The organism is Actinoplanes missouriensis 431 (genome assembly GCF_000284295.1).
Taxonomy (GTDB): domain Bacteria; phylum Actinomycetota; class Actinomycetes; order Mycobacteriales; family Micromonosporaceae; genus Actinoplanes; species Actinoplanes missouriensis.
In genome coordinates this window covers 1,108,596-1,122,876 of sequence record NC_017093.1, presented here as the reverse complement: position 1 = coordinate 1,122,876, position 14,281 = coordinate 1,108,596, and the positions used below count along the sequence as shown (strand labels likewise).

The 14,281-nt window shown below is 70.2% G+C and carries 14 protein-coding genes; 8 read left to right on the top strand and 6 right to left on the bottom strand.

The features are described 5' to 3' along the window. Nucleotides 1–56 precede the first annotated feature (56 nt). Nucleotides 57–800 carry a dTMP kinase gene (locus AMIS_RS05285; RefSeq protein WP_014441166.1) on the bottom strand — a complete coding sequence of 248 codons (744 nt, stop codon included), beginning with the start codon at nt 798–800 and terminating at the stop codon, nt 57–59. 141 nt (nt 801–941) lie between these two features. On the opposite strand from AMIS_RS05285, the gene AMIS_RS05280 reads away from it, so the two are divergent. The 7 genes from AMIS_RS05280 (at nt 942) to AMIS_RS05255 (ending at nt 6,267) form a co-directional block, all read left to right on the top strand. After that, a complete protein-coding gene (locus AMIS_RS05280) occupies nt 942–1,523 on the top strand; it encodes a nucleotidyltransferase family protein (protein ID WP_014441165.1) in 582 nt (193 codons plus the stop codon). 1 nt (nt 1,524) lies between these two features. Further along, nucleotides 1,525–1,773, top strand: a complete 249-nt coding sequence (locus AMIS_RS05275; RefSeq protein WP_014441164.1) for a hypothetical protein — start codon at nt 1,525–1,527, stop codon at nt 1,771–1,773. Then, nucleotides 1,770–2,513 carry a metallophosphoesterase family protein gene (locus AMIS_RS05270; RefSeq protein ID WP_014441163.1) on the top strand — a complete coding sequence of 248 codons (744 nt, stop codon included), beginning with the start codon at nt 1,770–1,772 and terminating at the stop codon, nt 2,511–2,513. The genes AMIS_RS05275 and AMIS_RS05270 overlap by 4 nt, the downstream gene beginning before the upstream one ends. 45 nt (nt 2,514–2,558) lie before the next feature. Beyond that, nucleotides 2,559–2,705 (top strand): GPGG-motif small membrane protein, encoded by a 147-nt coding sequence (locus AMIS_RS43265; protein ID WP_172666564.1) that lies wholly within the window; start codon nt 2,559–2,561, stop codon nt 2,703–2,705. A 182-nt stretch (nt 2,706–2,887) separates the two neighbouring features. Further along, nucleotides 2,888–3,853, top strand: a complete 966-nt coding sequence (locus tag AMIS_RS05265; protein WP_014441161.1) for an MHYT domain-containing protein — start codon at nt 2,888–2,890, stop codon at nt 3,851–3,853. Nucleotides 3,854–3,895: 42 nt separating this feature from the next. Continuing rightward, nucleotides 3,896–4,615 carry an HD domain-containing protein gene (locus tag AMIS_RS05260; RefSeq protein ID WP_014441160.1) on the top strand — a complete coding sequence of 240 codons (720 nt, stop codon included), beginning with the start codon at nt 3,896–3,898 and terminating at the stop codon, nt 4,613–4,615. Between the two features lie 26 nt (nt 4,616–4,641). Further along, complete coding sequence (locus tag AMIS_RS05255) at nt 4,642–6,267, top strand: glycoside hydrolase family 13 protein (RefSeq protein WP_014441159.1); 1,626 nt, start codon at nt 4,642–4,644, stop codon at nt 6,265–6,267. On the opposite strand, the gene AMIS_RS05250 is transcribed toward AMIS_RS05255, so the two are convergent. Continuing rightward, nucleotides 6,175–7,641, bottom strand: coding sequence for an MFS transporter (locus AMIS_RS05250; RefSeq protein ID WP_014441158.1), 1,467 nt, complete (start codon nt 7,639–7,641; stop codon nt 6,175–6,177). The two genes, AMIS_RS05255 and AMIS_RS05250, sit on opposite strands and share 93 nt — an antisense overlap. Before the next feature lie 115 nt (nt 7,642–7,756). On the opposite strand from AMIS_RS05250, the gene AMIS_RS05245 reads away from it, so the two are divergent. Beyond that, nucleotides 7,757–8,866 (top strand): glycosyltransferase, encoded by a 1,110-nt coding sequence (locus tag AMIS_RS05245; protein WP_014441157.1) that lies wholly within the window; start codon nt 7,757–7,759, stop codon nt 8,864–8,866. Here the strand turns inward: AMIS_RS05245 and AMIS_RS05240 are convergent. The 4 genes from AMIS_RS05240 to xylB all read right to left on the bottom strand — a co-directional run bounded on the left by AMIS_RS05240 (nt 8,863) and on the right by xylB (nt 14,280). Next, nucleotides 8,863–9,669: an SGNH/GDSL hydrolase family protein gene (locus tag AMIS_RS05240; RefSeq protein ID WP_014441156.1), complete on the bottom strand. Its 807-nt coding sequence runs from the start codon at nt 9,667–9,669 to the stop codon at nt 8,863–8,865. The genes AMIS_RS05245 and AMIS_RS05240 overlap by 4 nt on opposite strands. Before the next feature lie 190 nt (nt 9,670–9,859). Further along, a complete protein-coding gene (locus tag AMIS_RS05235) occupies nt 9,860–11,335 on the bottom strand; it encodes an RICIN domain-containing protein (RefSeq protein WP_014441155.1) in 1,476 nt (491 codons plus the stop codon). A 2-nt stretch (nt 11,336–11,337) separates the two neighbouring features. Continuing rightward, on the bottom strand, nt 11,338–12,768 hold the full coding sequence (locus tag AMIS_RS05230; RefSeq protein ID WP_014441154.1) for a pectinesterase family protein: 1,431 nt from the start codon (nt 12,766–12,768) through the stop codon (nt 11,338–11,340). A gap of 111 nt (nt 12,769–12,879) precedes the next feature. Next, a complete protein-coding gene (xylB, locus tag AMIS_RS05225) occupies nt 12,880–14,280 on the bottom strand; it encodes a xylulokinase (RefSeq protein WP_014441153.1) in 1,401 nt (466 codons plus the stop codon). Between the last annotated feature and the right edge of the window lies 1 nt (nt 14,281).

Here is a 14,281-nt window from a genome sequence, read left to right as displayed (position 1 = left end):
CCGGGACCCCGCTCGGGACCCCGCTCACAGGTACTCGGGTTCACAGGGACTCGCGTTCACAGGGACTCGGCCAACTGGAAGCCCAGCACCGCGAACGCGGCCAGCAGCGGCCCCGCCGCCAGCATCAGGGCGCGCACGACCGGCCGCCGCCGGGGCGCCGGGACCGGCGCGGCAAGCGCCGCCCGGCGCGCGGCGAGGTCGGCCTGGATCTCGGCGGCGACCTGGTCCGGGGTGCCGTTCGCGTCGATCACCACGAACGTCGGGAACTCGGGCAGTGAGCGGTAGGCCCGATCCGCCGCGTTCAGGTAATCCATCGACTCGTGGTCGTAACCGCGGCGGTCGATCCGCTGCTGGGCGACCGCCGGGTCGACCGCTAGCAGGAACGTGACGTCGGGCGCGGGGAAGAGCCGATAGGCCAGCCGGGCCCGGCGCTCGGCGGCCGGTCGCGCGCCCCGGGCCCGCAGGCTCGCGTACTGGCAGAACGCGTACCGGTCCATCACCGAGATCTCGTGGGAGACCGTGCGGCGCAGCATCGTGCGCAGGATCGCCAGCCAGCGCAGCACCGACTCGATCGCCAGCATCCCCCGGCGGCCGACCAGGGCCTCCGCGTCGTCGCAGCCGAACAGAGCCGCGACCCGGCCCACCCAGTGCCGGCCGCCGGCGTTACGGCGGTAACCGGCGGGGATCCCGGCCTCGGTCAGTTCGTCGGCCAGCCGGTGCGCCTGAGTCGTCTTGCCGGAGCCGTCGATGCCGATGAGGGCGACGGTCCGGACGCCGGTGTGCTTCGCGCGGAGGGCCATACCAACTTACGGTAGCGCCGGCCTGCACGTTCCGTTTCGCATCGCGGAACACCCCGGCCGGGCCAGAATGGCCTCGGGGGTTCAAGGCGGGGCGACTCCGGGTAGTCGTTCACGGACCGGACACGGGACCAGGAGGTCGCCATGCCACACCGTGTGGACGAAGGATTGGCCGTCACCTTGAAGCGCGTCGCGTCCACGCTCAAAGGCGCGGACATCCCGTTCGCGCTCGGCGGGAGCTTCGCGGTCTACGCGCGCGGGGGTTACTCCAGCGATCACGACGTGGACTTTCTGATCCGCGAGCAGGACAAGGACAGGGCGCTGCAAGAGCTCTCGAGTGTGGGATTCGAGACCGAACAGCCGCCCGAGGACTGGCTGGTCAAGGTGTATGACGAGGGCCGGATGGCCGACCTGATCTATCGCCCGGTGGAGTCGCCGGTGACCGACGAGACGCTGCAGGACACCGATCAGATCTCGGTCGAGGCGATCTACATGCCGGTGCTCTCCGCCACCCAGCTGATGATCCACAAGCTGCTCAGCTACAGCCAGCACTACTGCGATTTCGCCACCGGGCTTCCGGTGGCCCGCTCGCTGCGCGAGCAGATCGATTGGGACCGGGTACGCCGGGAGACCGCCAAATCGCCGTACGCGGACGCGTTCTTCGTGCTCCTCGACCGGCTCGACGTCGTCTCGTTCCCGGCACACGAGCTTGGGGTAGGGGGATGAGATGACCCATCAGATCGACCTGGAAGCCGAGATCCAGCGACTGCTCACCGAGCATGACCGGATCGCCGAGCAGGGCATCACGGTCCAGCGCCGGGAGCACGAGATCGTCCTCGGTGGGGAGGTGGAGAGCGCACAGCGCCGCGACGAGATCTGCCGGCAGATCAACGACCACTTCCCGGACATCGACATCACCTGTGACATCGGCATCACCCGGGCCCAGGCGCCCAGCGAGGTGGAGGAGATTTCATGATCCGGATCGCTGCCGTGGGCGACGTCCACGTGGACAAGGACGTGGTCGGCCGGTACCGGCCCGCTCTCGAGGAGCTTCCCGAGCGGGCCGACGCGCTGCTCATCGCCGGTGACCTCACCCGGCACGGCACCGTGGAGGAGGCCCGCTGCTTCGCCAAGGAGTTCGGCGGCCTCGCCGTGCCGGTCGTGGTGGTGCTCGGCAACCACGACCACCAGAGCGACCTGCAGGACGACGTCACCGCGACGCTCACCGACGCCGGCATCACCGTGCTGGAGTGCTCGGCGACCGTACTGGAGATCCGCGGGCACCGGCTCGGCATCGCCGGCACCAAGGGTTTCGGCGGCGGCTTCGCCGGGGCGTGCGCGAGCAACTTCGGCGAGCGGGAGATGAAGGATTTCGTCGGCACCACCGAGGACCTGGCGAATCGGCTCGGCGAGGCGCTGCGCTCGGTCCACTGTGACGCGCTCGTCGCGCTCACCCATTACGCGCCGGTGCCGGAGACGCTGGTCGGCGAGCCGCTGGAGATCTACCCCTTCCTCGGCTGTTACCAGCTCGGGCAGGCGATCGACTCGGCGCCGACCGCGCTGGCCCTGCACGGGCACGCGCACCACGGCTCGGAACGCGGCCGCACGCCCGGCGGCGTGCCCGTCCGCAACGTGGCACACCCGGTGATCAAGCAGGCGTACAACGTGTACCAGCTGCTGTCCGAGTCGGTGGACACCGAACTCGCGCATGCCTGATTGATCACAGGTTTTCGATTTCCGCGGATCGGGTATCGGATGGTCATGGCTCTTCTTCTGTGGATTCTCGCCGTTATTCTCGTGGTCGCCGGCATCCTCGCGCTGTTCCGGCGGCAGATCCTCTGGGGTGTTGTGCTGATCATCGTCGGTCTGCTCGTCGGTCCCGGCGGTGTCAGCATCTTCAATGTATGACGCCGTGGGTTGATCCACGGCCCGGCCCGTGAACCGGGGTCGCCGTTGACCCGTCCAGCCTGGACGGGACGACGGTGATCCCGGTTCTCTTTGGTTTGCCGACGCACATGAGGTGCGATGAACGGTCGCTGATTTCTGACTGAATCCCCCGCGGACGATCGCCGACTTCCGCGAGGTAACCAGTGGCTCACGTGCATCACTTCACCTATGGGGCGTTCAACCCGATAGCCGCCTATCTCCTGGCGTTTCTCGGCTCGTTCCTCGGCCTGCTCTGCACCGGGCGGGCGCGTGACGCGCACAGCCCCGGCCGGCGCAACCGCTGGCTGGTGATCGCGGCCTTCGCGATCGGTGGCGGCGGCATCTGGTTGATGCACTTCTCCGCGATGCTGGGCTTCGACGTCCCGGACAGCCCGGTCCGGTACGACCTCACGCTCACCCTGCTCAGCCTGGTCTTCTCGGTGCTGACGGTCGGGGTCGGGCTGATCGTGGTCGGACACGGCAAGCGCAGCACCAGCCGGATCCTCACGGCCGGCGCCCTGACCGGCAGCGGTGTGATCGCGATGCACTACACCGGGATGGAGGGCATGCGGATCGCGGCCACCATCCACTACTCCCCCGCGCTGGTGATCGCGTCGGCGGCGATCGCGCTGGCGGCCAGCACGGTGGCGCTCTGGTTCGCCGTCTCGGTCCGCGGCTGGAGCCGGATCACCGGCGCGGCCGCGGTGATGGCCGTGGCGGTCTGTGGCATGCACTACACCGGGATGGCCGCCATGTCGATCGAGCTGGACCCGGTCGGCACCGCGCCCGGCGGCATCCGGCCGCTCACCATGCTCGTCCCCATCACCGTGATCACCGCCGCCACGATCGTGGGAGTCGCGCTGAGCGCCCTGCAGGCGATGACCGAGGAGGAGTTCACCGACGGCGCCGGCACACCGAAACGCGGCGTCCACGCGGAGAACCCGCAGCCCTGGTCCCTCAAGGGAACGCCGATGGGGGCCGTGCGGCTCTCCCCTGCGGCCCGGGCCGTGGTGTCTGGCCGCGCTGCTCCCGGCACCCGGCCGTCACCGGGCCCGCGCCCCTCGCCACGCCCCACTCCGGCGGCGCCCGTCGCGCCGGCGACCACGCCACCCGCTCCCTCCGGGGGCTGAGCGAAACCCGCGGACGGCCTTGATCGGGTATATCTGATCGGCATGGCACCACGGATGCTGCTCTCGATGCCACTGCACGCGATCACGGAGGTGTACGGCGAGGCCGGGTTACGCGACCGATTCGCTCTCGAACTGGAGTCCTTCCCCGATGCCGACCGGGAGACGCTGACCGAGGCGCTGGACCTGGCCGCCACGCTGCATTCCGGTGACCGGCGGGTCCGCGAGCCGTACCTGAACCATCTGCTCCGGGTCGCCATCCGGATCATCAAGTACTACGGGGTGCGGGACACCGACGTGCTTGTCGCGGCGCTGCTGCACGACGCGGTCGAGGACCACCCGGACGAGCTGGGCGGCGTGCCGGCGGACACCCCGTACCCGGAGGCCACCGAGGCGGCGCTCGCCGTGCTGGCCCACCGGTTCAACTGCCGGGTCGCCGACCTGGTCCGCTCGGTCACCAACCCGGAGTACGACCCGGCACGGGACCGCCACGAGCAGTACCGGGAGCACGTCGCGGAGAACCTGGATCGGGATCCGTGGGCCCGGGTGATCAAGATCTCGGACTTCACCGACAACGGGGTCGGCGTCATCCACACCACCCTGGAGAAGGCGTTCCGGGCCGCGACGAAGTACCGCCCTCTCGTGCCTACGCTGCGAGAACTCGTCGGCCGGCCGGACACTCCGCTCTCCACGAGCGCGAAGGAGCACATCCTCGATCAGCTCGACCTGGCCGAGGAGCGATTCGCCGCCATTCTGGACGCCTGACCGGGGGCGCCGCCTAACCTGGGCGCATGCCCTCCACAGAAGCCTGGTGGCGTGACGCCGTCATTTACCAGATCTACCCACGCTCGTTCGCCGACGCGAACGGCGACGGCATGGGCGACCTGCCCGGTATCACCGCGCGCCTGCCCCAGCTCCGCCGGCTCGGCGTCGACGCCGTCTGGCTCTCGCCGTTCTACCCGAGCCCGCAGCACGACGCCGGGTACGACGTCGCCGACTACCGGGGCGTGGACCCGCGGTTCGGCTCGCTCGGCGACGCCGACAAGCTGATCACCACCGCGCACGAGCTCGGCCTCAAGATCATCGTGGACCTGGTGCCGAACCACACCTCCAGCGACCACGTCTGGTTCCAGGCCGCGCTGCGCTCGGCGCCGGGCAGCCCGGAACGGGAGCGTTACATCTTCCGCGACGGCAAGGGCCCGGACGGCAGCGAGCCGCCCAACTCGTGGCAGAGCGTGTTCGGTGGCTCCGCGTGGCAGCGCCTGGACGACGGCCAGTGGTACCTGCACCTGTTCGACGTCTCGCAGCCCGACCTGAACTGGGACCACCCGGAGGTCCGCGCCGAGTTCATCGACATCCTGCGGTTCTGGCTGGACCGGGGCGTCGACGGTTTCCGGGTGGACGTGGCGCACGGCCTGATCAAGGACGCCGAGCTGACCGACTGGACCAGCCCGGCGACGGTGCTCGGCGGCCTGGAGCCGGTCGGCCCGCCGCCACCCATGTGGGACCAGGAGGGCGTGCACGAGATTTACCGGCAGTGGCGTGCCGTCCTCGACGAGTACCCGGGCGGCCGGATCCTGGTCGCCGAGGCCTGGGTGCAGCCCGAGGAGCGCCTGGCGCGGTACGTGCGTCCCGACGAGATGCACCAGGCGTTCAACTTCCCGTACCTGGAGGCGCCCTGGAAGCCGGCCGAGCTGCGCGCGATCATCGACTCGTCGCTCGCCGCCAACGCCACGGTCGGCGCGACCACGACCTGGGTGCTGTCGAACCATGACGTGGTGCGGCACGCCTCCCGGCTCGGCTTCCCGGCCGGTGAGCCGCGCAAGCCCGGCATCGGCGCCGACGACCCGCAGCCGGACGTCGCCCTCGGCCTGCGCCGGGCCCGCGCCGCCACGCTGCTGATGCTGGGCCTGCCCGGCTCGGCCTACCTGTACCAGGGTGAGGAGCTCGGTCTCCCGGAGCACACCACGCTGCCCGACGAGGTCCGCGAGGACCCGGCCTGGGAGCGGTCGGGTCACGCCGAGAAGGGCCGGGACGGCTGCCGGGTCCCGATCCCGTGGGAGGCGGACGCCCCGTCCTACGGGTTCGGCCCCTCGGACGCGAGCTGGCTGCCGCAGCCGTCGGTCTGGGCGGAGTACGCGCTGGACCGGCAGGCCGACGTGCCCGGGTCGACGTACGAGCTGTACCGGTCGGCACTGGCCACCCGGCGTGAGCACGCGCTCGGTTCCGGCTCGCTGGACTGGGCGGACACCGGGGAGAGCGCGCTCGCGTTCCGCAACGGCGGGCTGCTCGTGGTCACCAACTTCGGCGCCGAGCCGGTCGCTCTACCGGCCGGCGCCCGGGTCCTGCTGTCCAGCGAACCCCTGGACGCCGACGGCCGGGTCCCGCTCGACGTCACCGTCTGGGCGCTCGTCTGACTCGGCCGCCGCGGCCAGCAGGGCGTTGTGCGTGTCGGCCATGTCCGCCGCCACCGTCCTGCTGGCCAGCCAGTACATGATCCCGGTCGGGATGAAGAAGAACTGGAAGGCGGCCAGCCCCACCGCGTAGTTCAGCGGCGGCGGGAACGCCCCGGCCAGTCCCCGGAACGCCACCCCGACCAGCGCGTTGCCACCGGCCCGGCCGACGCCGTTGATCAGGTTGCCGAGGCTGTAGACGGTGCCGCGGTGCTGCGGCGGGTTCACGTCGGCGATCATCGCGAACCAGTTCGGCGAGTTCGCCGACGTCAGCATCAGCGCGAACACGGCGATGGCGAGGCAGGCCGCGACGGTCGGCTCGGTCACCACGTTCGCCAGCACCTCGCGGATCAGCGTGCCGGTGGCCGCGCCGTCGGTCACGGTGATCTCCATCGGGACGAAGAAGAGCACCACGTAGAAGGGCACCGCGGCGAGCACGCCGACCGAGGCGACCAGGGCCCGGCCGCGCGGGGTACGCCGCTGCAACCGGTCACCGGCCAGCCCGCCGAGGATCGACAGCGCCGCGCCGAGCTGGAAGATGGTCGCGAAGACGCTGCCGACCAGCACCGCCGTGCCCGCCGAGTACCCCTGGTCCTCGGCCCGCGCCCGGAACAGGATCGGCAGCCAGACCAGCGAGCCGAACGCTATCTGCGCGGTGCCACCCTGCAGGATCAACCACACATTGGTACGCCGTCGCAGGATCACCGGGAGATCCTCGTGGTGGATCCGCTCGTCGTAGTCGACGCCCGCCAGCTCGGGCTGGCTGTCGCCGCGGGGCACGTTGTAGGTGAACAGGTAAGCCACCGTGGCGACCACGCCGGCCGCCGCCGTGACCAGGAACGGCGCCCGCCAGTCGTCGCGGCCGAGAATGCCCCCGACGAGGGTGCCCGCGAGGGTGCCGACGCCCTGCGACAGGCCCCAGAAACTCATCACCAGCCCGCGCCGGCGCGGTGAGATCAGGTCGCTGACCACGGCGAAGCTGACCGACGCCACGCCGCCGAGACCGAACGCCGCGACCACCTGGGCGGTGAGGAACGACGGGTAGCCGCCGGCCAGGCCGGACCAGGCGGTGCCGAGCACCCAGATCGCGGTGCCGGCCACGAGCACCGGTTTGCGGTCGGTGCGGTCCCCCACGTACGCGAAACCGATCGCCGCCACCGCGCTGATCAGGAACATGACGGTGGTCGCCAGCGCGATGTGCCCCTCACCCACGCCGAGGTCGGTGCCGATGCTGCCGTAGAGCGGGGGGACGATGCCGATGGCGACGTTGTCGAGGGCGGCCAGGATCACGAACACCACCACGCTGTAGACGCGGTGCACGGTCCCACCCCTGCCCATCACGCGGTAGAGGGTATCCGCTGCCCGGTCACGCCAACCCAGTTGTCGTTGATCGTTTCGCGGGCGGCCAGGGCCGCGTTGCCCGCCCGTCCCCGGCCGGCGTTGGTCTGAGGTCATGCGCATCGTCCGGGTCGCCAACTTCGTGCACGCCACCTCCGGCGGCCTGCGAACCGCCCTGCGCGAGCTGGGCCGTGGCTACGCCGAGGCGGGACACGAGCCGGTCCTGGTGGTGCCGGGGGCGCGGGCCGGGGAGGAGCGGACCGGGTACGGCCGGATCGTCACGCTGCCCGGCCCGATGGCGCCCGGGCTCGGCGGTTACCGGGTCCTGATCAACCGGCGGTCGGTGGCCGCCGCCCTGGACCGTCTGGAGCCGGACCGGATCGAGGTGCACGACCGCTCCACGCTGCGCTGGCTGGGCCGGTGGGCGCGGCGTGCCGGCGTGCCGTCGCTGATGGTCTCGCACGAGAGCCTGGACGGGCTGGTGCGGCTCTTCGTGCCGGGGCGGGCGCTCGGCCGGTGGAGCGCTGACGCGCTGAACGCGCGGACCGCTGCGGCCTTCGACACGGTGGTCTGCACGACCGCGTGGGCGCAACGGGAGTTTCAGCGGCTCGGGGTGACACCGGTACGCGTACCCCTGGGAGTTGATCTTGAAAGGTTCTCGCCCGCGCATCGGGATGCCGGGGCTGCCCGGGCGCACGACGTCATGCTGCTGCACTGCGGGCGGCTCTCCGCTGAGAAGCATCCGCGACTCTCCCTCGACACCCTCGCCGAGCTGCGCGGAACCGGGATCGACGCGGAGCTGGTGGTGGCCGGCGACGGTCCGCTGCGGGCGGCGCTGACCACCGAGGCGGCCGCACGCGGGTTGCCGGCCCGGTTCCTCGGGCACGTCCCGGACCCGCGTGCCCTGCTCGCCACCGCCGACGTGGTGCTGGCGCCGGGGCCGATCGAGACGTTCGGGCTGGCCGCGCTGGAGGCCCTGGCCAGTGGCACGCCGGTCGTGGTGCGCACGGAGAGCGCGCTGCCCGAGGTGGTCGGCCCGGCCGGGGTGGCCGGGCCGGGCGACGCGACCGGCTTCGCGGCCTCGGTGCGTGAGCTGCTCGCCCGGCCGGAGACCGGACGCCGTGCCGCCGCCCGCGCCCAGGCGGAGCGATTCCCCTGGTCAGCAGCGGTCGACGGCTTCCTGGCGGCGCACTCCCCGGCGAGATCGCCGTCCGGCCGCCGTTAGCCGGTCACCGAGAAGAGCAGATCCGCGTACTGCTTGTGGCCGGAGACGTTGGGGTGGAAGGACTTCGCCGGCTCGTCCATCCGCAGGCCCTGCATCCAGGGAGTCGCGGTGCACGCCTCGTGGCCGGCGAACCGGGCGCGGCTGTCGACGAAGGTGAAGCCGGTACGGCCCGTGGTGCTGTTGCGGGTCACGTCGGCCAGGACGTCGGCCGCGTGATTGATCACGGCGCGCTTGGCCGGGGTCAGCGTGCCGCAGTTCACCGTCGAGGTGGCGGCGGCGAGCAGGCGCGGGTAGCCGAGCACGTACACCCGGGCGTTCGGCGCCTTTGCCCGCACCGACGTGAAGAGCTGGCTGAACGAGGCCGGGAGCTGCGTGTTCGCCTTGGTGATCGCGGACTGGACCGCGGTGGTGCAGGCCGCCTCCGAGGAGATCACACAGGTGGAGATGGCTGAGGTGAACCCGACGTCGTTGCCGCCGGCGCTGATCGTGACCCATCCGGTGTTCGCGTCCAGATCGCCGAGCTGCCTGGTACGCACGGCGGCCGTGGTCGCGCCGCTGCACGCCCGGTTCGCGACCGAGCCGAAGGAGGCGCGCCCCTTGCGGTTCAACCAGAAATGCGAGTACGACGCGTCGGTGCGCAGGCAGGCGCTGTCGACGACGTTGCCGGAGCCGAGACCGGACGCGTACGAGTCGCCGATGGCCTCGTAGTCGCGCGCCGTGGCCGCCTGGGCGGTCGACATGGTGGCGACGACCGCCGTGGCCGAGGCTCCGGCGACGGCGAGCGCTTTGATCCAGCGGCGCATGAGTGGGGTACCTCCGAAGGTGGTTGATCTTCCGACTCGGAGATTCTGTCGGCCCACCCGGTTCCGCCGGATCTGCCCGCGGTCGGGTTCCCTCTCCATCTTTCGGTATAGGTACGGCTTCGCATTCAGGTACGGCGAGAGCGGCGCCGCCCCGGCTCGGGCGGCGCCGCTCTCCTTCCCTGTCCCCGGATCAGTTGCCGATGTTGGCCTGCGGGCCGGCGTACTTGGCGAGGAGCGCGGGGACGTCCGCTGCCGCGTCCAAGGTGTACGAGTAGTAGCTCTTCGGGTCGAAGGCGGACCCGTTGGTCACCTGCTTGCCGGTGGAGTTCTTCACGATGCTGCCGCTCTGCTTGAGCTGGCCCTTCGTCAGGTCGTTGACGTTCCACGGGTTCGCGACCTTGTCGAAGTAGCTGTTCTCCAGAACCAGCTTGGTACTGCCGCGCGACAGGTTGCCGTACGAGGTGACGTTCTGCAGGTAGTTGTTGTAGAGGTGGGCGAGCGCCACGTTGTCGACGCTGGGGTTCCGCTGGTTGGTGTTCTTGATCCAGTTGTGGTGGATCGTCATCCGCGATGTCACATTCTCGGTCCAGCCGATGCCGAACGCCTTGTTTCCGGTGTCCAGCACGTTCCAGGACACGGTGAGGTACGTGGTGTCCTTGCGGCTGTCGATCATGCCGTCGTTCATCCGCGTGATCTTGTTGTGGTCGATCCAGATGTGGTCGGCCGTGTCCATCTGGATGCCGTCGTAGTCGAAGTCCTTGTCGTCCGGGTCGTCCTCGGTCATCTGGGTGTCGCGGATGGTGAGGTTCCGGATGATGACGTTCTTCACGCCCGTACCCAGGAAGAAGCCGCCGCCGACGATCTCACCCTTGGTGCCGACACCGACGATCGTCTTGTTCGACTTGACCTTGAGCTCGGTGCCCTTCGGGGTGATCGTGATGGCGCCGGCCACCTTGATCACGTACGGCTCGGTGGCGGTCACGTACTTGGTCAGGTCGGCGAGGGTCTTCACGGTGACCGTCGTGCCGGCCGCGCCGCCCGTGGTGCCGCCGCCGGTCGACGCGAAGCCGTCCGGAGTGGACGCCCAGGTGCGGCCGCTCGACGACGCGGTGGGCGACGTCGTCGCGCCGGTGACCGGGGTGAACGCCCACTGCTTGTTCGAGTTCGCCGTGCACGTCTCCTGGATGATCGACGCGCCGTTCGCGGTCGACGCACCCTGGTCGGAGATGCAGAGGCCGCTGTTCACGTTGACGATCTGGAACGTGTCGGTGCCCGACGCGGTGACCTTCCACTGCTGGTTGGTCTGCGAACCGACACAACCCCACTGCTGCAACCGCTGACCGGAGGTCTTCGAACCGGACGGCACGTCGATGCACTTGCCGCTGCTCACGTTCTGGATCAGGAAGTTGCTTCCCGACGCGACCAGCTTGAACTGCTGCCACGCGGCGCCGGAGGTGCAGCCCCACTGCTGCAGCAGCGCCCCGTTGTCCGCCGAGGCGGCCGGCACGTCGATGCACTTGCCGCTCTTCTTCACCACCAGCTGATAGGTGCTGCCGGCGGCCGGCGCGGCCGCCGCGTTGGAGGGCAGCACGGCCCAGCCGACGAGCGCGGCGGGGACGGCGAGCACCACGGCCGTCAGAGCGGCACGCCTCTTGGAAATCTTCATGATCAACCCACCGGGTTCCAGTTGTCCGAGCCCGCGAGGTACTTCTGCGGGGTGTAGTTGGCAGCGGTCGACGCGCTCATCTGCGGGCGGTTGCCGTTCGTCGTCGCGCCCGAGCCGGTGTTCGCGTACTCGAAGAACCGGGCGTTCTTCCACGAGTTCGACGACATGTCGATCCACGGCTGCGCGGTCTTGATCGTGGCGCTGAGGCTGGTCTCACGGAACAGCACCTGCGCGTCGGGACCCCACGGGCGGCCGAGCTGCGTGGTGTTGTTCGTCGCGCCGGTCACCGTCGACTTGTAGATCAGGAAGCCGTACGCGTTGCCCGGGTCGGTGCGGGCCGCCGTGATCGGTCCACCGGTGCTGCGCTTCTGGTAGATCTTGGCGTTGTTGAACACCGCGGTTCCGCCGCCGAAGATGAAGTCGACGGTGCCCTCGACGTACGAGTTCTTGACGTAGGACCGGCCGCTGTTGACCAGCAGCGTGTCCTGGGCGCCGAGGAACCGGACGCTGTCGAAGATCAGCTTGTCGGCGTTCAGGTTGGCCGCGACCGCCTGGCTGCCCTCGCCGTAGTCGTTCGAGATCGTCAGGTTGGCGGCGTTGAACTCCTTGCCGTTGGCGAAGAGCGTGGCGCTGCCCGACGTGCCGTAACCACCGGCGTTGCTGCGGTTGTTGACGATCACCACGTCGTCCGACGAGTCACCGCCCCCCTTGAGCGTGATGAACGGCTTGTTCGACGGGATCGTGACGATCTCCCGGTACGTGCCGGGCTTGATGGTGATCGTCTGCCGGGCGGTGTTGTTCGCGGCGACGGCGTCGATCGCGGCCTGCACCGTCTTGTACCTACCCGAGCCGTCGGCGGCGACCGTGAAGCTTCCGGTGCTCGAACCGCTGACCGGGGTGAACGCCCACTGCTTGTTCGAGTTCGCCGTGCACGTCTCCTGGATGATCGACGCGCCGTTGGCCGTCGACGCCCCCTGATCGGAGACGCACAGGCCGCTGTTCACGTTGATGATCTGGAACGTGTCCGTGCCCGACGCCGTCAGCCTGAACTGCTGGTTGGTCTGCGAACCGACACAACCCCACTGCTGCAACCGCGCACCCGAGGTCTTCGACCCCGACGGCACATCGACACACTTACCACTGTTCACGTTCTGGATCAGGAAGTTGCTTCCCGACGCGACCAGCTTGAACTGCTGCCACGCCGAGTTCGCCGTACAACCCCACTGCTGAAGCAGGGCGCCGTTGTCCTTCGACGCGGCCGGCACATCGATGCACTTGCCGCTCTTCTTCACCACCAACTGGTACGTGACACCGGCGGCGGGGGTGGCCGCGGCGTTCGAGGGCAGCACGGCCCAGCCGATCAGGCCGGCGGGCACGAGCAGTGCGGCCGCGAGGGCGATCGCGGTCCGCTTTCGAGATCTTCTCTCTGCCACTGCGGGTCCTTCCTACATGCGGGGATGACATGTAGATGCCGCGGGTGGCGAGGGGACAACAAGTTTTCGGCCGGCTCTTTTCCTCGCCGGAGAAGAGCCGGCCGAAAACCTTCAGCGGGTACGGTCGATCACGGCGTTCTGAGCTGCCGCGTACTGCTCGCGGATCAACGGGACGGGGTCGTCCTCGTACACCTCGGGGCTGGCCGCCGACCACGCCGGCGGGGTGTCCCCGCCGCGAGCGACCCAGGCGGCCTGGCGGGCCGCGCCGTCGGCGACGTACTCACCCGGCGGCGGGACCAGCACCGGCTTGCCGAACAGCGCGGGCGCGATGCGGCGGACCGCCTCACTGCGCGCGCCGCCACCGACAAGCACGATCCGGTTCGCCTCGGCGCCGTGCGCGACGAGCGCGTCCAGACCGTCGGCGAGGGCGCAGAGCATCCCCTCGACGGCGGCCCGGGCCAGGTGCGCCGGATCCGAGGTCTTGAGCGTGAGCCCGTGGATCGCGCCGGTGGCGTCCGGCCGGTTCGGGGTCCGCTCCCCCTCCAGGTACGGCACCAGGACCATCCCGTCGGCGCCCGCCGGGGCGGAGAGCGCGAGCCGGGACAGCTCGTCGTGGTCCACGCCGAGCAGCTTGGCCGCCGCGTCGAGCACCCGGGCCGCGTTGAGCGTCACCACGATCGGCAGGAACCGCCCGGTGGTGTCGGCGAAGCCGGCCACCGTGCCGCGTCCGTCGACCGGCGCGACGTCCGAGGAGACGAAGACCGTGCCGGACGTGCCGATCGACACGATCACGTCGCCGGGCAGCGCGCCGGTGCCGAGGGCGGCCGCCGCGTTGTCACCGGCGCCGGGTCCCAGAGGGGCGCCGTTCGGCAGATGACCGGCGATCCCGGTCGGACCCAGCACTTCGGGCAGGACCAGGTCCCGCCCGAAGCCGAGCTCCAGCAGGTCTCGCCGGTACTCGTTGGTCTTGGCGGACCAGTAGAGCGTGCCGCTGGCGTCGCTGCGGTCGGTCTTGATGTCCGCGATGTCGGTGGACCCGGACAGCTTCCAGGTCAGCCAATCGTGCGGCAGGCAGACCGCGGCGACCTTCGCGGCGTTTGCCGGCTCATTGCGGGCCAGCCAGCGCAGCTTGGTGAGGGTGAAGCTGGCGACCGGCACGATGCCGACCGCTTCCGCCCACTTCTCGCCGCCGCCCAGCTCGGCGATCAGGTCAGCGGCCGCGCCGGCGCTGCGTGTGTCGTTCCACAGCAGCGCCGGGCGGACCACCTCACCGTTCTCGTCCAGTGCGACCATGCCGTGCTGCTGCCCGGCGACCGAGGCGGCGGCGACGTCGTCGAGACCGCCCGCCTCCTCGATCGCGGACTGCAGCGCCGACCACCAGGCGTCCGGATGCACCTCGGTGCCGTCCGGATGGCTCGCCCGGCCCTGCCGGACCAGCGCGCCTGTCTCGGCGTCGCGGATCACGACCTTGCAGGACTGGGTCGAGCTGTCGATCCCGGCTACCAACGCCATG